Origin of the sequence: Shewanella sp. DC2-4, assembly GCF_013248875.1 — a bacterium.
Taxonomy (GTDB): Bacteria; Pseudomonadota; Gammaproteobacteria; order Enterobacterales; family Shewanellaceae; genus Shewanella; species Shewanella oncorhynchi.
In genome coordinates this window covers 1024179-1045028 of sequence record NZ_JABRVR010000002.1, presented here as the reverse complement: position 1 = coordinate 1045028, position 20850 = coordinate 1024179, and the positions used below count along the sequence as shown (strand labels likewise).

Sequence of the window (20850 nt, the reverse complement as noted above, 5' to 3'; positions counted from 1 at the left end):
AGGGGTCAGAGGTGGCGCTATTATAAGGAAATGTCTGTCACAAATCACCTGCGACCTTACGCAAAACAGTGTTTCCTGTGATATAAAAAGCCCAGTATTGTGTCGGCTGTACTTTCCCCCAGAATGATTTTTTTTCGAAATCGCAGACAAACGGATATAATCCCACCAATGTCAGCCAGTTCACCACTAATGCCCCACTGTTAACTCGCTATCTATAATATTGATTTTATTTACTATAAGTACATTTAATGACTCGATTTCTGTTCGCTCTTATCTTAGGTTTCCTACTGACTGCCTGTCAGCAGGTAACCGTGGACGAAACAGAATTCGTGCCGAAAAAATTAACTGAGCTAAGAGTCGGTACACTTTACGGCCCACAGATTTATATGACCTCGGGCCAAGGTGATAGCGGTTTCGATTACGATATGGCGGTATTGTTTGCCGAATACTTAAATGTGCCCTTAAAAATGGTGCCCTACACAAACCGTATCGAGCTGTACGAAGCCCTCAAAAAGAATGAAATCGATATTATTGCTGCAGGCATGACAGAAACGCCCACAAGGCGAGAACAGTTCCGCTTAGGTCCACCGCTATACCGAGTGAATCAAGTGTTGGTGTATCGCGAAGGCATGCCAACTCCAAAAGACATCAGCGACTTAAAAGGCAAGATCACCGTTATCGCCGACTCTTCCTTCGTCGAGACCTTGACCCAGTTACAAAAGCATTATCCAACGCTGGTGTGGGATCAAATTACCGACAAAGACAGTGAAGAGTTGTTGGCTATGATTGCCAACAAAGAAATTGACTACACTATCGCCGACTCCAGCAGCGTACAGATCAACCGTCGCTACTTGCCCGACTTGCGCTCAGGTCCTGTGCTAGAAGAAAAACTCGATGTGATCTGGCTGTTACCTCCCACTCACAGTGATGAACTTATGAGTAAATTGCTGGCCTTTTGGCACCAAGAGAAGCTTGCCGGTACGCTGGATCATCTCAACGAGAAATACTTTGGTCATGTAAAACGCTTCGATTATATTGATACTCGCGCATTTATCCGTGCCATTGAGACAGTATTGCCGCGTTATCGACAATTATTTGAAACCCATGCAGGCAATTTAGATTGGCGTAAACTGGCAGCAACCAGCTATCAAGAGTCACATTGGAATCCTAATGCCCGCTCGGCCACAGGAGTGCGTGGCATGATGATGTTGACTCAGCCAACCGCCAAAGAGATTGGGATCACCAACCGACTCGATGCCGAAGAAAGTATTCGCGGCGGCGCGGCGTATTTAAACGATATGATCAATCGCCTGCCAGAATCGATCCCCGAGAGTCAACGCATGTGGTTTGCGCTGGCCTCTTACAACATAGGATATGCCCATATTGAAGATGCACGTAAGCTTGCGGAATCGATGGAGTTAAATCCCAATGCTTGGCGAGATTTAAAAAAGGTACTACCGCTACTGCAAAAGCGTAAATATTATCAAAAAACACGTTATGGTTACGCCCGAGGCAGTGAAGCCGTTCATTACGTCGACAGCATCCGTCGCTACTATGACACGTTAGTCTGGGTGGATAATCAGTCGAAACAACCTGACCCCGATGATGACTCGAGCGACCTTACTGTGGAAGAACCCGTACTTCCAGCGGGAACGTTAAGCCCTGATCAACCTAAATAGCTTAACTCGTTAGCGCTCAGGTGCATGGGCCAAACGACAATCCAACAACTCACTTCTTATATATCAAGTACAGAGTTTTACGTAACAAGAACACCAACATAAAAACTCAAGATGTACGTAGATGTCTTCAACAAGGTCAGATACTAAGCAACAGGCAAGCTGAATTAAGGTTTATCAACCTAACTCAAATTTGCGATGAAAAACATCGCTTAGTTCAGCTTATCTGACCAGTGCTATTGCTGCACTCCTGTGCAACTGCTACTGTCTTGGGTTATGACCTAAGATAAATCTCTGTAGGGCATCGATAATAACAATTAATGGGGTCAATATGAGAAGAAAAACCATCAACAATACCGTTGCGCGTCGTCGTACATTGCTAAAAATTCGTCATCGCCGTATTTTAAATCGTCAAAAACTCTTCTTTACTTTTATTCAGTCTCAGGATTAATCCTGTCACGTTAATCGTCACTTACCCAATAGCTTGCTGCGCCTTTTGAGCCTGTTTCAGGGCTTTTTTCTCTTCCCTGCGACGTTTAAAAAAACGACTCAATTGCGCGCTACAAGCATCGGCCAGCACACCCGATGTCACTTCAACTTGGTGATTAAACGCCGGATGTTGCAGCAAATTCAGCACAGTACCCGCTGCACCCGTTTTCTCATCCCGAGCACCAAATACCACACGAGCAATTCTGCTATGCACCATAGCGCCCGCACACATAGCGCAAGGCTCAAGGGTAACATATAAAGTCGCATCTAAAAGACGATAGTTTTCGACCAAACGCCCTGCTTCCCGCAAACATAAAATTTCCGCATGGGCGCTAGGATCGTGTTGGCTAATGGATAAATTGTAACCCGTCGCAATCTGCTGACCGTCTTTGACCAATACCGCACCCACAGGCACTTCGCCCTCGGCTTCAGCTTTCTCGGCCATCAGCATCGCGACTTGCATCCAATGTTCATCTTGCTGAGATTGTTCGTCTTGTTGCGTTTGCACCACTTACACCTTATCTCTTTTAGCAAAAAATAAAGCCGGATTATATCAGTCAAGCACAGATATTTCACGGCTGAGCCATTCAACCTAAGTTAATCCATCAAACAACAAAAAAGGCGCACTCGGCGCCTTTTATTCGTTAATTCAAATAATTAACTTATTCCCATTCGATAGTCGCTGGCGGCTTGCCAGAGATATCGTAAACTACGCGAGAAATGCCATCGACTTCGTTAATGATGCGGTTTGATACGCGACCTAAGAAATCATAGGGCAGATGTGCCCAATGGGCTGTCATAAAATCGATTGTTTCAACTGCGCGCAGTGACACAACCCAGTCATATTTACGGCCATCGCCCATCACGCCAACTGAGCGTACAGGTAAGAACACGGTAAAGGCTTGGCTGACTTTATTGTACAGATCGGCTTTATGCAGTTCTTCGATAAAGATTGCATCGGCGCGGCGCAGCAAGTCACAGTATTCTTTTTTCACTTCACCTAATACGCGCACACCAAGACCGGGGCCTGGGAACGGGTGACGATAAAGCATGTTGTATGGCAGGCCTAACTCAAGACCAATTTTACGCACTTCATCTTTGAACAGTTCACGCAGAGGCTCGACTAAACCGAGCGCCATATCGGCTGGCAAACCGCCAACGTTATGGTGAGATTTAATCACATGTGCTTTGCCTGTGGCACTACCGGCAGATTCAATCACGTCTGGATAAATCGTGCCTTGCGCTAACCATTTGGCATTGGCGCATTTTTTCGATTCTTCATCGAAAATTTCCACGAATACGCGGCCAATGATCTTACGCTTAGCTTCTGGATCGGCTTCGCCTTTCATCGCATCAAGGAAACGGTTTTCCGCATCAACGTGGATGATATTCAGGCCGAAATGATCGCCAAACATTTCCATTACTTGCTCGGCTTCGTTCAAACGTAATAAACCGTTATCAACGAATACGCAGGTCAGTTTTTTGCCGATAGCGCGATGTAGCAGCATAGCCACAACCGAAGAATCAACACCGCCCGATAATCCTAAAATCACTTCATCATCACCGATTTGCTTCTTCAAGCGCTCAATCGCATCTTCAATGATAGAGGAGGGTTTCCAGTTGGCTGCACAGCCACAAATGTCTAAGGCAAAGTGCGATAACATGCGCATACCTTGGCGAGTGTGGGTCACTTCTGGGTGGAACTGTACGCCGAAGAATTGCTTTTCTTCGTTTGCCATAGCGGCAAATGGGCAAGTGTCCGTTTTAGCGACCGCCACAAACCCTTCAGGAATAGCCGACACTTTATCACCGTGGCTCATCCATACGTCGAGTAAGGGTTTGCCGTCACTGCTAACCGCATCTTCGATGCCTTTGAATAGCAATGAATCTGTCAGCATTTCAATTTGAGCGTAGCCGAATTCACCTTCGCCCACACCTTGGATCACTTTACCGCCCAGCTGCTCAGACATAGTCTGCATACCGTAACAAATGCCCAGTACCGGCACACCTGCGGTAAAGACGTATTCAGGCGCACGCGGCGAGTTTTCAGCCGTGACACTTTCTGGTCCGCCCGCAAGAATAATGCCGTTCGGGGCAAATTCGCGGATTTGGGCTTCGGTGACATCCCAAGCCCATAATTCACAGTAAACGCCGATTTCACGGATACGACGGGCAATCAGTTGAGTGTACTGAGATCCAAAATCGAGGATCAGTATCTTGTGCTCATGAATATCGCTCATGGGTAACCTTTATCTCATCTATTGTTTTAACATTGCTCAAAGCAGCGATTGCCAGCTTTAAGTATTGGATCATACGTTTTACAAAGAGGCGGCTTACGCCGCCCCTCTTATCAAACGATTAAGAACCTGAACGGTAGTTCGGCGCTTCTTTCGTGATAGTCACATCATGTACATGGGATTCGCCCATGCCCGCTGAAGTCACTTTCACAAATTGGGCTTTTTCATTCAGTTCTAGAATGGTGGCACAACCGGTTAAGCCCATGCATGAACGAAGGCCGCCCATATGTTGATGGATGATTTCCTTCAACTTGCCTTTATAAGGCACGCGCGCTTCTACACCTTCGGGGACTAACTTATCGGCAGCATTGTCCGATTGGAAATAGCGGTCAGAAGAACCTTGAGACATAGCGCCTAATGAACCCATACCACGGTAGGATTTATACGCACGGCCTTGATATAACTCAGTTTCGCCCGGAGCTTCCTCAGTTCCCGCAAACATTGAACCCGCCATGATGCAAGATGCACCCGCGGCTAATGCTTTGGCTAAATCGCCAGAGAAACGAATGCCGCCATCGGCAATCACAGGAATACCTAGGCTCTTCATGGCTGCGGCGGCATCGGATACTGCGGTAATTTGTGGTACGCCCACGCCTGTCACGATACGAGTCGTACAGATAGAACCAGGGCCAATACCCACTTTAACTGCGTTAACACCCGCTTCGACTAAGGCTAATGCACCTTCAGCCGTGGCAACGTTACCACCGATAATTTGCAAATCAGGATGTTTAGCGCGAGTTTCACGAATACGTTGTAAAACGCCTTCGGAATGACCGTGGGAAGAATCGATAAGTAAAACGTCAACACCGGCTTTAACCAGAGCGTCAACACGCTCTTCATTACCAGCGCCCGCACCTACGGCGGCACCAACACGTAAACGGCCTAACTCATCTTTACAGGCATTCGGTTTACGTTCGGCTTTTTCGAAGTCTTTAACTGTAATGAGGCCTTTCAGCTTATAGTTATCATCAACCACAAGAACTTTTTCGATACGATGTGAGTGCATCAATTTTTGCACTTCATCTAATTTAGTGCCTTCGGCAACAGTGACTAAACGCGCTTTAGGCGTCATCACTTCTTCTACCGTTTTGCTCCAATCTGTCACGAAACGTACGTCACGGCCAGTGATGATACCAACCAGCTCGTTGGCTTCGTTGACCACGGGATAACCCGCAAAACCATTCTTCAGTGTTAACACTTTCAGATCGGCTAAGGTCGTTGATGGCGTCACAGTTACAGGTTGTTGAACCACGCCCGCTTCGTAAATTTTTACTTTACGAACTTCTTCGGCTTGTTTTTCAATGCTCATGTTTTTATGAATAAAGCCTAAGCCGCCTTCCTGCGCCATCGCGATCGCAAGACGAGCTTCGGTAACAGTGTCCATAGCGGCAGACACTAGTGGGATATTCAATTCAATGGTATTGGTCAGGCGAGTTTTTAGAATGGCGGTATTTGGGAGTACAGTCGAATGCGCAGGAACAAGCAACACATCGTCAAAAGTAAGCGCTTCTTTAATTAAACGTAGCATATGCAACATCTCCCCAGTTGAGTAGGATTTAGAGGTGAAATATTGCGGCGGGATTATACCTTGCATATCGCCACTGGTAAATGGAAAATAGTAAATATCCCCATTTTATTGAGTTATTCGATGCAAGGCACCAAAAACAACATTTATACTGTCTCGCGGCTCAATGGTGAAGTCAGACAAATTCTCGAAGGACAACTGGGTAAAATTTGGCTTAATGGCGAAATATCCAACTTTTCCTCCCCCAGCTCAGGTCATTGGTATCTCACCTTAAAAGATCACTCTTCGCAGATCCGTTGCGCCATGTTTAAAGGCCGTAACCAAACGGTCAGCTTTAAGCCCATCAATGGTCAGCAAGTGCTGGTCAAAGGCGCGATCAGCGTGTATGAACCCAGAGGCGACTATCAATTATTAATTGAGTCCATGTTACCCGCAGGAGATGGATTACTCGCCCAGCAGTTCGATGCACTCAAGATGAAGCTCGCCGCCGAAGGCTTATTTGCCGCCGACACCAAAAGATTGCTACCCAAAAATATTCAACGCATTGGCGTTATTACGTCACCTACGGGTGCGGCGATCCGTGATGTATTACATGTATTGGCAAGGCGCGATCCTTCGATTGAAGTCATTATCTATCCGACTCAAGTTCAGGGCGAAACCGCAGCGCAGAGTATTTGTCAGGCAATCAATATCGCCAACCAACGTTTAGAAGTCGATGTATTACTGCTCACCCGTGGCGGCGGTTCGCTTGAGGATTTGTGGTGTTTCAACAGCGAAGCCCTCGCCCATACGATTTATAACAGCGCCCTGCCCATTGTCAGCGCCGTCGGCCACGAAGTTGATACGACTATCAGTGATTATGTTGCTGATATCCGCGCCCCAACACCCTCTGCAGGCGCGGAGCTATTATCACAAGACAGTGATAATAAGGCGCAAAAACTCGCCACAGCCTTATCGCGCCTGCAACAAAGCGCGAAACATTATCAGCTTAAACAAGAAAGACGACTTAGTTTGCTAGAGCACAGACTGCAACGCCAAGACCCTAAACGGACTTTGCAGCAGTTCGAACAAAGATTCGATGAGATGCAATTACGACTAGAGTCCGCGCTGTCGAATCGCTTGCATCTGCTCAGCCGCCGTCAGCAGTTGCTCGCAAGCCGCCTTGAACAGCAATCTCCCAAGCATAAACTCGCCATTGAGGGTAACCGCTTAAGTTATCTTGCGAGCCGCTTACAGGATGCATTGCAGGACAAACTCAGCCAAAGTGAGCAACGGATAAAGTACGCGGCCCATCAACTCGAAACCGTCAGCCCGCTTGCCACTTTAAGCCGTGGTTACAGCATTACCACTGACATCCACAATCAAGTGGTCGACTTTGCCGATAAACTGGCCATAGGTGATAGTTTGCAGACCCGCTTGCGCCATGGACAAGTGATATCAACCGTCACTCAAATAAAACCGCTCGAATAAATCTACATGACGCTGAAATAGTCTTAAAACACAAAAGGAACCCTAAGGTTCCTTTTGTTTCAAATGTGTCTGGTAAAAAACACTATTTGGTTTTTCTGTCTTTGATATGGCTTTGTGCGCGCTTGCGACGGCGCTCTTGGCTCATAGTTAACTTCTCAGTCTTGTTTTCAAATGGGTTATCACCCTCTTGGAAACGCAGCTGGATTGGCGTACCCACCACTTTCAACGAACGACGGAAGTAGTTCATCATGTAGCGTTTGTACGAGTCAGGCAGTCTACTCACTTGGTTACCGTGAATAACCACGATTGGCGGATTGTAACCACCGGCGTGAGCGTATTTAAGCTTCACACGGCGACCATTCACTAATGGCGGCTGGTGATCGTCCTGCGACATTTGCATAATACGAGTCAACATAGAAGTGCTGACGCGGCGTGTAGCACTGTCGTAAGCTTCTTCAATCGATTCAAATAAATGGCCAACACCAGTACCGTGCAGCGCCGAAATAAAGTGAATGCGGGCAAAGTCGATAAAACCAAGACGACGGTCAAGCTCGCTCTTCACGCGATCTTTAATGCCTTGGTCGATACCATCCCACTTGTTGACGGCAATAACCAAAGCGCGACCCGCATTGAGTGCGAAACCTAACAGACCTAAATCTTGCTCGGCAATACCTTCACGGGCATCGATGATAAGCAAAACCACGTTAGCATCTTCAACCGCTTTCAAGGTCTTGATCACTGAAAATTTCTCAATGACTTGATGTACTTTACTGCGGCGACGAACACCCGCAGTATCGATAATCACGTACTCGCGACCTTCGCGTTCCATTGGAATGTAAATACTGTCACGGGTCGTACCTGGTTCATCAAATACCACGACACGCTCTTCACCTAGAATACGGTTAGTCAGGGTTGACTTACCGACGTTAGGTTTACCTATGATCGCCAGCTTGATAGGCAAATCTTGCAGACGCTTTTGCTCAGCTTCGGCTTCTTCTTCGGTATATTCACGCTCTTCAGTAACTTCGTCTTCACCTTGACGCACAATGCCCATCGCTTCGGCATAAGGAGTCAGCGCGTATTCGATCATATTGGTCACGCCGCGTCCTTGGGACGCCGCCATTTGGTAAACTTCACCAAGACCTAAAGACCAAAACTCGGCACAAGCTGAATCGGCATCAATACCGTCAACTTTGTTAGCAACCACAAAGGTGGTTTTTTCACGGCTACGTAAGTGCTGGGCAATCGACAGATCCGCAGCGGTTAAACCCGCGCGCGCATCGGTCATAAATAGAACGACATCGGCTTCTTCAATGGCAGCAAGGGATTGCTCAGCCATTTTCGTCTCGATCCCTTCTTCAGTGCCATCGATACCGCCGGTATCGACCACAATGAACTCATAGCCGGATAAGAATGCTCGACCATATTTACGGTCACGTGTTAGGCCAGGAAAGTCAGCAACCAGCGCATCACGCGTGCGCGTAAGACGATTAAATAGGGTGGATTTACCGACGTTCGGCCGACCAACAAGGGCCACTACAGGGATCATGATTTTGCCTCTAAAAAACTTTTCAATAAAAAGCCCCCGGAACACACTTCCAGGGGCTCAGCAAGGATAACACTTTTAACTATGGAAGTGTTACAACAGCCAACTTTCCGCTGCGACCTTGAACATAGATTTTATCATCCACCACTAACGGCTGGCTGTATAATCCTGAGCTGTCCACTTGGACACGACCCACAATCGTCCCTGTACTGCGATCGATGAAGTGCAAATAACCTTCGAAATCACCCACAACTAAATAGTCTTTATACACAGCCGGAGATGTCAGAGTGCGGTTAGCTAACTCAGAATTACTCCACAGTTCCAAACCGTTACGTTTATCAACTGAGTAGATACGGCTGTGATCGTCAACTAAGTACAAGCTTAGGCCCGCTGATGCTAACTCGTTAAAGCTAGAATACTTACGTGTCCACACAACTCGACCCGTGCGCAGTTCCATCGACACTAAGTTACCGTTGTAGCTCACCGCATATAAATTGTCGCCAAGGATCAAGGGGGTCATATCCACGTCGGCCATACGCGTAAACTCGTTACCGCCAGTTGGATTGTAAATCGCCTGTTCCCACGCAGCTTGACCATTGTTTTTAATCACAACAGCCACTTTGCCATCGGCGGTACCTATGAAGAAACCACCCGCTTCGTAAGCTGCAGAACCTGTACCGCGCAGGGTCAGATTCGGCAATTGCATTTCATACACCCACAGCTTGGCGCCAGTATCAACGTTAAACGCTTCGAGTGAACCAGAGCTGGTACTGACCACCACGACGTCATCGGCCACAGTGGGAGCAGACAGTAATTCACCGCCAGCAACGACATGCCATAACACTTGACCATCTTCAGCGTTCAATGCAGCAAGCAGCCCACTTTCGCCACCTAAAAAGACTTTATTACGCGCAGCAGTCACACCAGCAGCAATACGCGCACCTTTATTTTTCGCTAAAGCGTTATCACGAAACTCTTCGCTGAAATCTTTAGTCCAAACGCGCTCGCCAGTGGCCTCATCGAAGGCAACCACTTCACCATAACGGTCGGCGGCAAAAATTTTTCCATAACTAACGGCGGGGGCGAGGCGAGAATAATAATCTCCAACACCATTGCCGACAGAGGTGCTCCAACTCACTTCAGGAAACACTGTCGCCTGAATGGCAGTTAACTCACTTACCGGTTCTTCTTCGACATCGCTCGACGAACAGGCGGATAACATGGCCAGACTTAATCCAGCGGCTAGCAGGTTTTTGCACCAAGACTTCATCAAGGGATCCCTTATGCCTGATTTAGGCTATCAAGTTTGATTTTAAGCGCAGGGCTTGTCACCACACCACCATTGTCCATGGCAGCTTGATAAGCTGTTTTTGCCTTCTCAACTTCACCTTGACGAACTAAGAAATCACCTTTCAACTCATCGCGCTGAGCGAAGAAAGCTTTATCTGTTACTTGATCTAAGGTCGCTAGAGCTGCATCAATTTGACCTTGCTCTGCTTGTACTCGTGCTAAACGCAAAGTCGCAATCACATCTAAACCAGCACCAGGTTTAGCCGCAATCACCTTGTTCAAGGCATCAATCGCTTTTGGATAATCCTTCGCTTCTACCGCAGTTTTGGCCACGATCAGTTCTAACAAGGCTTGATAGCCCTTTTGATCGTGATTTTTAGAAAACTCGGCGACACCCGCAAGCATTGCGGCTTCATCGGCAGATTTAGTGGTCAAATTTTGGAACGCTTTTGAAGCTTCTTCCGCTTGCGCCACTTTAACGTCAGAATAATAATTCCACGCATATAGGCCGCCTAAACCCACTACGGCACCGATTAAAATTGAATTTCCGTAATCTTTCCAGAACTGCTTGATAGCATCAACTTGTTGTTCTTCTGTGCTATAAATTTCCACGCGCACGTCCCCTTTATTTGATCAGTTCAGCCAAAAATGCGCCTAAGGCACTTCGAGCTACCCGTTGTTGTTCGATGTCATTGCGTAAATGTTTAACCGTAACCATACCTTCGGCAAGTTCATCTTCACCTATCAGTAGTGCCACACTCGCACCGCTTTTGTCGGCACGCTTCATTTGTTTCTTCACGTTACCGCCGCCACAGTGACTCATCACTTTAAGGTTTGGCAGTGCGTTACGTAATTCCTGCGCGACCTTGATGGCTTCAACCAGACAGCTATCACCCATGGTCGTGACATACACATCCACTTCTGGCGGAATATCTTTGGTCAGCTCTAAGGTTTCAAGCAGCAAGACAATGCGCTCTAAGCCCATAGCAAAACCGACCGCTGGAGTATCTTTACCACCTAACTGGGCGACTAAACCATCGTAGCGACCACCCGCAAGTACAGTACCTTGTGAGCCTAAACTAGATGTAACCCATTCAAATACAGTGCGATTATAGTAATCTAAACCACGTACTAGACGCGGATTAATGGTGTATTTGATACCCACAGCATCAAGTAGTTCACGCAATTGTGAAAAATGTGTCTTCGATTCTTCACCGAGAAAATCCATTAACTCAGGTGCATCAACCAATATGGCTTGGACATTTTGATCTTTTGAATCCAATACTCGCAGTGGATTGCTGTACATGCGACGCTTACTGTCTTCATCGAGCTCATCTTTATGCTGCTCTAAAAACGCTATCAAGGCATCACGATAAACAGCGCGCTCAGCAGGATCACCTAAGGTATTTAGCTGCAGCGAGACGTGCTCGCTAATCCCGAGTTTTTCCCACAGGCGTGCCGATAGCATCAAGACTTCAGCATCAATATCAGCCGAGCCAATGCCATACACTTCAACGCCAAATTGGTTAAATTGGCGATAGCGGCCTTTTTGTGGACGTTCGTGGCGGAACATAGGCCCCATATACCAAAGACGTTGCTCTTGGTTATATAGCAGACCGTTTTCGTTACCTGCACGCACTGTCGACGCGGTACCTTCAGGGCGTAGCGTTAAGCTGTCACCGTTATTATCTGCGAAGGTATACATTTCTTTTTCAACAATATCAGTCACTTCACCGATAGAGCGTTTAAAAAGATCTGTATTTTCCACTATTGGAGTGCGGATTTCGCTGTAACCGTAAGCACTGACGCTCGAACGTAGTACCGCTTCCACTTTTTGCCATAGAGGACTTTGAGTTGGCAGAATGTCATTCATTCCGCGAATCGCTTGGATCTGTTTTGCCACTGTATCGACTCGTCCGATTTCGCTAAATTAATAAAAATGTCACGCATTATAGGCTTTTGAGCGTAAAACGTAAAACGACCCCGTCGGTTTCGGGGCCTAGCTCAACATCATTAGGCGTAATCTATGCCCAAATGCGGGTACATATTACTCAGTTGTGTCTTTTATTTGAATACGGTTCGCCATTTGACTGGCTTTTGCGCGAATTTTCGCTTCAAGGGAATCGACAATGTTGTCGTTGTCAAAGCGTTCTTTTTGACGTTCACCCTCATCATAGTAACCGCTCTTATTGTGCCCACCCGTTAAACCGATGTGCGACACTAAGGCTTCACCTGGGCCGTTAACTACGCAGCCGATAATAGACACATCCATGGCGGTAGTCACGTCTTCGAGGCGACGCTCTAACTCATTAACGGTACTGATCACATCGAACTCTTGACGAGAACAAGATGGACAGGCAATGAAGTTAATGCCACGGCTACGAATACGCAGCGACTTTAAAATGTCAAAACCGACTTTGATTTCTTCGACCGGATCAGCGGCCAAGGAAATTCGTAGGGTATCGCCTATGCCTTCGGCCAATAACATACCTAAGCCTACGGCCGATTTCACTGAACCCGCGCGCGCGCCACCGGCTTCTGTAATGCCTAAATGCAGGGGTTGACGAATTTGTTTTGCTAATAAACGGTAAGATTCGACCGCTAAAAATACATCGGAGGCTTTAACGCTGACCTTAAACTGGTCAAAGTTCAATCTGTCCAGAATATCCACATGGCGCATAGCTGATTCAAGCAAGGCTTCAGGTGTGGGTTCTTTATACTTGTCCATTAGATCTTTTTCTAATGAACCACCATTCACACCAATACGGATAGGAATATTATGGTCACGGGCACATTCCACCACGCTACGAATACGCTCTTCATTGCCTATATTGCCCGGATTGATTCGAAGGCAATCGACACCGTATTCAGCAACTTTTAGAGCAATGCGATAATCAAAATGAATGTCGGCCACTAAAGGAACATTGACCGCTTGCTTAATGAGTTTAAAGGCTTCAGCCGCATCCATAGTGGGTACAGAGATACGCACTATATCGGCACCGACTTTCTCTAAGGCACGAATTTGAGCGATTGTCGCTTCAACATCTGTAGTCTTAGTATTGGTCATTGACTGAACAGCAATCGGCGCCCCATCACCAATCGGTACATTACCCACATAAATGCGGGTGGAAGGACGTCTTTTTATGGGAGTTTCATTATACATGCTTAATACGCTCTATTTCGGTACGTGCTGCAGATCATTACGCGGTCGTTAGGCTTTAGGCAAGGTTAAACGCGCGACTCGTCCCTTGGGGAAATCCGCTAGGCTAACAATTTGACCATCTAAGCTTAAGGTCGCTACATGGGGCGCACCTAAAATGACTTTAAACGGTGGTACACCGCTCACTTGCACTGTCGCGCCAGCGCCTTTAACACCATCGACTAACGCTTTACCTTTCGCATCAACAATGTTTATCCAGCAATCACCCGTCAACTGGACATCTATAATCGATTGTCCTGCAACAGCAACCAAAGTACTTGCTGCAGTGGCAGTGGTCGTTGATGTTGTGGTGGGTGAAGGCGTTGAACTAACAGGCTGTTGGACTACAGGAGCTGTCGTTTGCGGAACAGATGGCGTTGTCGTAGTGGCTGCGATTACTGAACCACCATCTTCATTACTCGTATCAACGGTCTGAGGATAATTATTGTCCGTTGGTCCTGTGCTGACATCAATAGTGCTTGCATCAGTATCTTTAATTGGACCATCGATAGACATTGAGCCGTTTGCGGCAATCTCAGTCAAACGAGGACTGGCATCCGTTTCGGTCAATAACACATCACCTGGCAGCGTCTGATTCGCTGCTGCGACCTCTTCAGCCGTGGGTTGCGACACATCAATAGTGCTTAGCAAGGTCGTTTTTTGCATCCACCAGACGACTAACGAACCGAGTAACACTATGACGATAAAAATACTCAGCCAAGTTAAACGTGTATCGCGAGCTTGATATGTGGTTTTGCGTGAAAAACTTTGCATTGCAGGCTCAGTCACGACTGGCACTTGCTGCACAAGACAAGCTTCAATCAAAGCCGCATCGGCACTGACCATACGCGCGTAGTTTTTCACATAGCCACGTACATAAGTCGATGAGGCTATATTCGTAAAATTGTCAGCTTCAATATCTTCAATAATACGAGGACGTAGATGCAGCTTTACAGCGGCATCTTGAATACTAAGGCCCATTTTTTCGCGGGCGGCTTTTAATAAAGTACCAAGCGTGACATCTAGCGCGACTGATTGCGGTGCTACCGACTCAACTGGCGCATTGGTTTCATGATCTTTCATTGATGCAAATTAACTCTGTATTGCTTGGCCTGAGGTGATGCTGGGAATTTGGCAAGCAATAAAATACCAAATCTCTTCACAGCGGCATCATCATTCACTGCCTGCTCTATTTTGATCCCGAGCGCTAAACTTTCTGGAGTTTGCTCAGCCACTTGGTGATAGCGCGCTAATTGGTTTCGCGCCTGAATAAAATCACCTTGATTGACTTCTAACTCTGCCAACTCCAGTAATGACACCGAGCGTCTCGGGTCATACTTTAACGCCATCTGAAAATACTGTCGTGCCTTTTCTGCTTGTCCTGCTTCGCGACTACAAAGACCTAAGTTCTCATAGCTTGAGGCAGTGCGCGTATATTTGGGCATTTCAATTGCGGCCAAAAACATTTTTTCAGCTTTGTTGTATTGCTTTTGTTGGCACAAAAACACCCCGAAATTATTCATGGAATCGCCAGAGGCGTCCTTAGTACTAATGGCATTCATGTACGACTCTTCGGTACGCACTAAATCGCCCACGGTTTGATAGTAATAAGCCAGAGCGGTATGCACATCTTCGAGCTCTGGAGCATATTCTAATGCTTTATCAAGATTGTATTTGGCTTGTTCCGTGCTACCTCGATTTAAATAGGTTAAACCGAGCTGCATCCGCTCTCTTGCGGCGGCGACTTTGTCTAACTTTCGTTCCGAAACAGGAATATCTGTCCCAGTATAAGTACGCTCAGTGACGCATCCTGTCATCAATAACGACAGGCTTAAAATCAACGAAAACCTTGGCAATCCATGCTTCATGGGCAAGCCTATAAATCTGTGCAAACAAAGAGTTAATTCATTGTGACTGAAATCTGGTTTTCTTGCATGCGTTTTTTCGCTAAACGTTTCGTTCTGTCGCGAATATCGCCAGCTAACTGACCACAAGCGGCATCGATGTCATCTCCACGGGTTTTACGTACGATGACAGTAAAACCGTATTCCATAAGAACCTTAGAAAAACGGTCGATACGTGAATTAGATGAGCGGCCATAAGGCGAGCCAGGATACGGATTAAATGGGATCAGATTCACCTTACAAGGTGTATCTTTCATTAACTTAGCTAACTCATGGGCTTGGTCTGTACTGTCGTTGATATGATCTAGCATCACATATTCAACCGTCACGCGGCCGCGGTTAGCATTTGATTTAGCAATATAGCGACGAATACCCGCTAAAAACTCATCCAACGGATACTTTTTATTGATCGGGACCAGAATGTCACGCAACTCATCATTCGGTGCATGAATACTGACAGCAAGTGCCACATCGATGGCATCGCCCAGTTTGTCTAACGCTGGCACTACGCCTGATGTTGATAAGGTCACGCGGCGCTTTGATAAACTAAAACCAAAATCATCGAGCATGATGTCCATCGCAGGGATCACATTAGCTAAATTGAGTAATGGCTCACCCATGCCCATCATCACGACGTTAGTGATCGGACGCTCGCCCGTGTCTTTTGCAAATCCTAAAAAGTGCGACACGCGCCAGATTTGGCCGACGATTTCAGAAACCGTTAAGTTACGGTTAAAACCTTGCTGACCCGTCGAGCAGAAAGTACATTCCAGCGCACAGCCAACCTGTGAAGATACACACAAGGTCGCACGATCATCCTCAGGAATATAAACCGTTTCCACTTCTTGGCCTTGGCCAACATTGATTGCAAATTTTATCGTACCATCGGTCGATTTTTGGAAACTCGAAATTTCTGGTGCAACGATCTCGCAGCGGGCCGCCAATTTTTGACGTAACACTTTGTTGATGTTGGTCATCTCTTCGAAGTCACTGACACCGAAATGATATAGCCATTTCATGAGCTGATCGGCACGAAAGGGTTTTTCACCCATTTCCGCAAATAATGCGCGCATCGCCTTACGATCAAGGTCTAATAAATTGATCTTCTTTTCACTCATATAGCTAACCTCAACACCAAAAACCGGATCCTGCAACAGGGCGGCGAATTATACAGACGCAAATAAATTTTAGCCAGTAACTCAATTCACCTATGATAGAATCTCCACGGGCTAATATTGGCCTAAAATACGGAGTTGTAATTCCACCTATATGTTAACCCTCATCATTATAGTGCTTGTCGCTGTCGCTGTTTCTTTTCTGTGCAGTGTGTTCGAAGCTGTTCTGTTATCGGTTACCCCAAGTTATATCGCATCACTCGAACAAACTGACAGTGCCGCAGCCGCGCGCTTACGTAGATTGAAAGAGAATGTCGAAGCCCCTTTGGTGTCAATCCTTACCCTAAATACTATCGCTCATACCGTCGGTGCCGCCGTTGCAGGTGCGCAAGCGGCTAAAGTATTTGGTGACGATATGTTAGGTGTTTTCTCGGGCGTATTAACCTTTATTATCCTGTTTTTCTCAGAAATCATTCCTAAATCATTGGGTGCAAACCATTGGCGTCGCCTCGCACCGAGTGTTTCTGTTGCCGTGCTGTGGATGAAACGTACCACTAAACCGCTGATCTGGATGTCACAGCAAGTCACTCGCCTAATGGGCAAAGGTGATGAAGGCCACTACATACGCCAAGAGATGAGTGCTATGGCCAAAATTGGCCATGAATCCGGTGAGCTTGATGAGCAAGAGTCAAAAATTTTGACGCAAATGCTGAAGGTGCGAGATATGCCCGTTACGGCAATCATGACGCCGCGCACTGTGATGTTCTCGCTGCCAGTGGATCTGACTCAAAATGAGTTTGTGCGCCAATATCGCGACAAACCTTTTACCCGTATTCCTGTGTACGACCAAGATCATGATGATGTGATTGGTTACATTACCCGCACCGATGTTTTGCTGGCTGAGCGTTACACGCCAGAAGCGCCGATTGGTGAGCTTAAACGGAGTTTATTTGTGGTGCCTGAAACCGCAAAAATTCTGCCACTTTTTGAGCGTATGATTAAGCGTAACACCCAAATTGCGATGGTGGTCGACGAGTACGGCAGTAGCCAAGGTATCGTAACTCAAGAAGATATCATCGAATCTATGTTAGGATTAGAGATTGTCGATCTAAACGACCCCGCGACCGATATGCAGCAATTGGCACGTAAACTTTGGACTAAGCGCATGAAGCAAAAAGGCATTCGCCTATCCGATGACGGTGATTTTGAAGCCGCATCCGATGATGACGAAGCCAAATCCGGCTGAAGGCTAACCAAGTTTAGTGCTTGTTAATATAAAGGGAGCCTAGCTCCCTTTATTCTTTTAGAATGCAGATAACTCAGAACCCTCTGAAACTCGCATTTTCAGGTTGCTTGGGTATATACTCACCCGCCGTAATAGAGGTAAGTTATGACACAGAGCTACACACTCTCACTCGCGCACATTAATGACACCCATTCGAATTTTGAACCCTGCCGCGTCCAATTTAGCCTTAACATAGGCCAACATAAGCTAGATGTGACCAGCCATAGCGGTGGTTATGCCCGCATCGGCCATCACATCACAAAAGCGCGTCACACCGCTGCACAAACCAATACGCCTTTTATTTTCCTGCATGGTGGTGACAGCTTCCAGGGCACGCTATATTTCAGCCATTTTAAAGGTAAGGCCAACGCCCACTTACTCAATCTGTTAGCTCCTGATGCTATGGTCATTGGCAACCACGATATCGATGAAGGGAACGCCAGACTTGCCGAGTTTGCCAAGCAAATTGATTTCCCATTGCTTGCGGGCAATATGGATTTAAGCCAAGAAGATCTCAACAAACCCAGTTGTCTGCGAGGTTTGCCTAATATCTTGGATTATGATCATGAGCAACAACGCGCGAAATACCTGCTTAAGCCCTTCCACGATAAGACCTTAGCAATTGTCGGTATTACCTTAGATCAGATGAAAGAGATCGCTCGTCCCGATCCCGACACCCATTTTGTCGATGCTATCGCCACTACCGCGCGCACGGTTGAGCACCTTAAAAATCAAGGTATTAAGCATATTATCGTGCTCAGTCACTTAGGCTTAGATCAGGATAAACGCCTCGCGGCCGAAGTCGATGGTATTAGCCTTATCGTCGGCGGTCACACACATACGCTACAGGGGGATTTTCGCGCCTTAGGTTTGAGCAACCTGCCCTACGGTGAAGTCATCAATAACACGCCCATAGTGCATGCGGGTAAGTATGCCGAAGTCGTCGGCTTGGCCGAGGTAGTATTTGACGCTGAAGGTAAAATGCTGAGCTTAACAGGCGGCAACTACTTCATGCTAGATCAACACTTTATCTTAAGTGCTAACACGGCAGTCGATAACCAAGATTACCAAGCTGTGCGCCAGCAGCTTAATCAGCATCCGAATATCTTTTGGGATGATGCCGATGCCGATATCGATGGCGTGATCCGAGATATCTACAAACCCGCTATCGCAGAGATGGAAAACAAAGTGTTAGCACTGGTGCCGAAGAACTTAGTCCATACCCGCTTACCCTCTAAAGCCCTGCCCCACGGCAGTGAAATAGCACCTTGGGTGAGTCGCAGCATGTTCCAAGAAGCCAAACTGGTCGACCCAAGAGTGAACTTTGCTCTGCATAATGCTGGCGGTGTGCGCCAATCGGTGGCCCAAGGACAATTGACACTAGCCGATGTGATGGGGCAATTACTCCCCTTCGAATTACCATTAGTTAAGTATGAAATTCAAGGTCAGTTTCTCTATCAAGCGCTCGAATCGGCGATTAACGCGGCAACCAACAACAGTGTCCGTGGCACAGGTGCAGGCAGCTTCCCCTACACTTACGGCCTACGGTATTACTACGATGGGCGACGCCCACTGGGTGAGCGTTTATTCAGACTAGAGATGATGCAGCAAGACAGCCAATCACTATGGTATCCCGTTGAACCTGAGTCACTTTACGTAGGAGTTTCAACATCTTATACCGCCGCAGGTAAAGAAGGTTATTCTCCATTGCTGCAAGCCCGCTGGCAGGAGTCGATGGAGTCACTGACTTTGCCACAGGCCTTTATTCGATTCTTGAATCGCTCACCGAATCTGTCTGATTTATTGTCACAGCATGTGCATTACACCAGCCACAGCCAACGTATAGGTTAGGCGCTATGCTCCTCATGGCGTAAACATTAATGCTGTGAGGAGCAAAGTGAGTGGCAACTTACAAAGCACTAAACAAACCTGAGCTTAAAATTGCCAATCACATTGCGGTAAACGCGCAGTAAACCAATCCTGCGCCTTGCCTTCAGCATATTTACGCCATGCCATAAACACAGCTTGCGTTGGGCGCGGCATTTCCACATGACAAGCCACTAGGCTTCCCGCCGCCAACGCATCTAAGATCAAGTGCTTTGGAATGTAACCCACACCTAATCCCAATTGCTGCGCCTTAATTTTGGTCTGCATATTCGGCACACGGATCACTTGGCGACTATCAAATAAACCACTTGATCGCTGTGCTAGGGCGGTCGAACTGTCTGCCACCACAATGGAAGGAAATTGCAACAATGCCTCGGTCGGAATTGGGCCTGCATGTTGCGCCAATGGATGCGAAGGATTTAAAGCAAATACAAACTCCAACTCCCCAATTTCAACCACATGATATTGGCCTTTGGGCAACTCCCCTGTTACGCCGATAGCGATATCGGCACGGCCAGAATAGAGCGCATCCCAGCCGCCACCTAAGGACTCTTCGCTGATATTCACAGTCACTTGCTTACCCAGCTCAGTAAACTCACCAATCAACTGCAGCAGGGGTAAATCCGGCACCACTGTATCTATGGCTAAGGTCAATGAAGACTCCCAGCCTGTCTCGAGTTGACGCACCGCCTCTTCGAGCCTTGATGTTGCCGCAAGGATTTCTCGGCCTTGGCGCAGCACAAGTTGACCGACTAAGGTCAGCTCGGCTCGCTGGCCCTTACGTTCAAATAATTTTGTGCCTAAATCGCTTTCCAGTTTCTGCACTGTGTAGGTCAGTGCCGACGGCACCCGAAACAAAGACTCGGCAGCAGCGGAAAAACTGCCTTTCTTATCAATAGCATCGAGCACGATTAATCCATCGAGACTAATAGATGGCAACATAAAAACCTCATATTCAAATTATTTGAAGTAGACATTGAAAATGTTCCGATTTTCTTTGCCAAAGGTCAAGTCTACACTGCTTAGCAATGGAGAGGTTCTGCGGAACTCACTGCCGAAATCGGATGTAGATACTGAGTAAAGTTAAGTTAGAACAGATTAAAAAACTGAGTTAAGACTGATTGAACAACACACTTAAACACTTATTAAATAATTTGAAATAAGGAA

At 46.9% G+C, this 20850-nt stretch carries 16 protein-coding genes; 4 read left to right on the top strand and 12 right to left on the bottom strand.

Going from position 1 to position 20850, the window contains the following annotated elements; genetic code table 11:
• The first annotated feature begins 248 nt into the window (after nt 1–248).
• Nucleotides 249–1679 (top strand): membrane-bound lytic murein transglycosylase MltF, encoded by a 1431-nt coding sequence (gene mltF, locus HQQ92_RS05335; RefSeq protein ID WP_105251900.1) that lies wholly within the window; start codon nt 249–251, stop codon nt 1677–1679.
• 469 nt (nt 1680–2148) lie between these two features.
• On the opposite strand, the gene tadA is transcribed toward mltF, so the two are convergent.
• The 3 genes from tadA to guaB form a co-directional block, all read right to left on the bottom strand.
• Nucleotides 2149–2673 carry a tRNA adenosine(34) deaminase TadA gene (gene tadA, locus HQQ92_RS05330; protein ID WP_028761247.1) on the bottom strand — a complete coding sequence of 175 codons (525 nt, stop codon included), beginning with the start codon at nt 2671–2673 and terminating at the stop codon, nt 2149–2151.
• Between the two features lie 154 nt (nt 2674–2827).
• The gene (guaA, locus tag HQQ92_RS05325; protein WP_028761248.1) at nt 2828–4405 is read right to left on the bottom strand and encodes a glutamine-hydrolyzing GMP synthase; all 1578 of its coding nucleotides are present in this window, start codon (nt 4403–4405) and stop codon (nt 2828–2830) included.
• Between the two features lie 118 nt (nt 4406–4523).
• On the bottom strand, nt 4524–5990 hold the full coding sequence (gene guaB, locus HQQ92_RS05320; protein ID WP_006085677.1) for an IMP dehydrogenase: 1467 nt from the start codon (nt 5988–5990) through the stop codon (nt 4524–4526).
• A 120-nt stretch (nt 5991–6110) separates the two neighbouring features.
• Here guaB and xseA point away from each other — a divergent pair, with 120 nt between their 5' ends.
• Nucleotides 6111–7457: an exodeoxyribonuclease VII large subunit gene (gene xseA, locus HQQ92_RS05315; RefSeq protein WP_028761249.1), complete on the top strand. Its 1347-nt coding sequence runs from the start codon at nt 6111–6113 to the stop codon at nt 7455–7457.
• An 82-nt stretch (nt 7458–7539) separates the two neighbouring features.
• Here the strand turns inward: xseA and der are convergent, their stop codons facing one another.
• The 8 genes from der to HQQ92_RS05275 form a co-directional block, all read right to left on the bottom strand.
• Nucleotides 7540–9006: a ribosome biogenesis GTPase Der gene (gene der / locus HQQ92_RS05310; RefSeq protein ID WP_006082478.1), complete on the bottom strand. Its 1467-nt coding sequence runs from the start codon at nt 9004–9006 to the stop codon at nt 7540–7542.
• Nucleotides 9007–9085: 79 nt separating this feature from the next.
• Nucleotides 9086–10273, bottom strand: coding sequence for an outer membrane protein assembly factor BamB (gene bamB, locus HQQ92_RS05305; protein WP_028761250.1), 1188 nt, complete (start codon nt 10271–10273; stop codon nt 9086–9088).
• An 11-nt stretch (nt 10274–10284) separates the two neighbouring features.
• Nucleotides 10285–10905 carry a tetratricopeptide repeat protein gene (locus HQQ92_RS05300; RefSeq protein ID WP_168824527.1) on the bottom strand — a complete coding sequence of 207 codons (621 nt, stop codon included), beginning with the start codon at nt 10903–10905 and terminating at the stop codon, nt 10285–10287.
• A gap of 13 nt (nt 10906–10918) precedes the next feature.
• Nucleotides 10919–12196, bottom strand: coding sequence for a histidine--tRNA ligase (gene hisS, locus HQQ92_RS05295; RefSeq protein WP_173243697.1), 1278 nt, complete (start codon nt 12194–12196; stop codon nt 10919–10921).
• A 144-nt stretch (nt 12197–12340) separates the two neighbouring features.
• Nucleotides 12341–13456: a flavodoxin-dependent (E)-4-hydroxy-3-methylbut-2-enyl-diphosphate synthase gene (gene ispG, locus HQQ92_RS05290; RefSeq protein WP_105251894.1), complete on the bottom strand. Its 1116-nt coding sequence runs from the start codon at nt 13454–13456 to the stop codon at nt 12341–12343.
• A gap of 48 nt (nt 13457–13504) precedes the next feature.
• Nucleotides 13505–14575 (bottom strand): RodZ domain-containing protein, encoded by a 1071-nt coding sequence (locus tag HQQ92_RS05285; RefSeq protein WP_028761254.1) that lies wholly within the window; start codon nt 14573–14575, stop codon nt 13505–13507.
• Nucleotides 14572–15360: a type IV pilus biogenesis/stability protein PilW gene (gene pilW, locus HQQ92_RS05280; protein ID WP_173243694.1), complete on the bottom strand. Its 789-nt coding sequence runs from the start codon at nt 15358–15360 to the stop codon at nt 14572–14574. Before pilW ends, HQQ92_RS05285 begins: the two co-directional genes overlap by 4 nt.
• Nucleotides 15361–15392: 32 nt before the next feature.
• Nucleotides 15393–16514 (bottom strand): bifunctional tRNA (adenosine(37)-C2)-methyltransferase TrmG/ribosomal RNA large subunit methyltransferase RlmN, encoded by a 1122-nt coding sequence (locus HQQ92_RS05275; RefSeq protein ID WP_028761256.1) that lies wholly within the window; start codon nt 16512–16514, stop codon nt 15393–15395.
• A 151-nt stretch (nt 16515–16665) separates the two neighbouring features.
• Between HQQ92_RS05275 and HQQ92_RS05270 the strand changes: the two genes are divergently transcribed.
• The gene (locus HQQ92_RS05270) at nt 16666–17757 is read left to right on the top strand and encodes a CNNM domain-containing protein (protein ID WP_173243691.1); all 1092 of its coding nucleotides are present in this window, start codon (nt 16666–16668) and stop codon (nt 17755–17757) included.
• A 144-nt stretch (nt 17758–17901) separates the two neighbouring features.
• Complete coding sequence (locus HQQ92_RS05265) at nt 17902–19647, top strand: bifunctional UDP-sugar hydrolase/5'-nucleotidase (protein ID WP_173243688.1); 1746 nt, start codon at nt 17902–17904, stop codon at nt 19645–19647.
• Between the two features lie 84 nt (nt 19648–19731).
• Here the strand turns inward: HQQ92_RS05265 and HQQ92_RS05260 are convergent, their stop codons facing one another.
• A complete protein-coding gene (locus HQQ92_RS05260; protein WP_113939435.1) occupies nt 19732–20625 on the bottom strand; it encodes a LysR substrate-binding domain-containing protein in 894 nt (297 codons plus the stop codon).
• Between the last annotated feature and the right edge of the window lie 225 nt (nt 20626–20850).

What these genes read in the sequence shown, in the direction of transcription:
- mltF (WP_105251900.1), top strand. Translation starts at nt 249, where the DNA reads ATGACTCGATTTCTGTTCGCTCTTATCTTAGGTTTCCTACTGACTGCC.
- guaA (WP_028761248.1), bottom strand. Translation starts at nt 4,405, where the DNA reads ATGAGCGATATTCATGAGCACAAGATACTGATCCTCGATTTTGGATCT.
- guaB (WP_006085677.1), bottom strand. Translation starts at nt 5,990, where the DNA reads ATGCTACGTTTAATTAAAGAAGCGCTTACTTTTGACGATGTGTTGCTT.
- xseA (WP_028761249.1), top strand. Translation starts at nt 6,111, where the DNA reads ATGCAAGGCACCAAAAACAACATTTATACTGTCTCGCGGCTCAATGGT.
- der (WP_006082478.1), bottom strand. Translation starts at nt 9,006, where the DNA reads ATGATCCCTGTAGTGGCCCTTGTTGGTCGGCCGAACGTCGGTAAATCC.
- bamB (WP_028761250.1), bottom strand. Translation starts at nt 10,273, where the DNA reads ATGAAGTCTTGGTGCAAAAACCTGCTAGCCGCTGGATTAAGTCTGGCC.
- ispG (WP_105251894.1), bottom strand. Translation starts at nt 13,456, where the DNA reads ATGTATAATGAAACTCCCATAAAAAGACGTCCTTCCACCCGCATTTAT.
- HQQ92_RS05285 (WP_028761254.1), bottom strand. Translation starts at nt 14,575, where the DNA reads ATGAAAGATCATGAAACCAATGCGCCAGTTGAGTCGGTAGCACCGCAA.
- pilW (WP_173243694.1), bottom strand. Translation starts at nt 15,360, where the DNA reads ATGAAGCATGGATTGCCAAGGTTTTCGTTGATTTTAAGCCTGTCGTTA.
- HQQ92_RS05275 (WP_028761256.1), bottom strand. Translation starts at nt 16,514, where the DNA reads ATGAGTGAAAAGAAGATCAATTTATTAGACCTTGATCGTAAGGCGATG.
- HQQ92_RS05270 (WP_173243691.1), top strand. Translation starts at nt 16,666, where the DNA reads ATGTTAACCCTCATCATTATAGTGCTTGTCGCTGTCGCTGTTTCTTTT.
- HQQ92_RS05265 (WP_173243688.1), top strand. Translation starts at nt 17,902, where the DNA reads ATGACACAGAGCTACACACTCTCACTCGCGCACATTAATGACACCCAT.
- HQQ92_RS05260 (WP_113939435.1), bottom strand. Translation starts at nt 20,625, where the DNA reads ATGTTGCCATCTATTAGTCTCGATGGATTAATCGTGCTCGATGCTATT.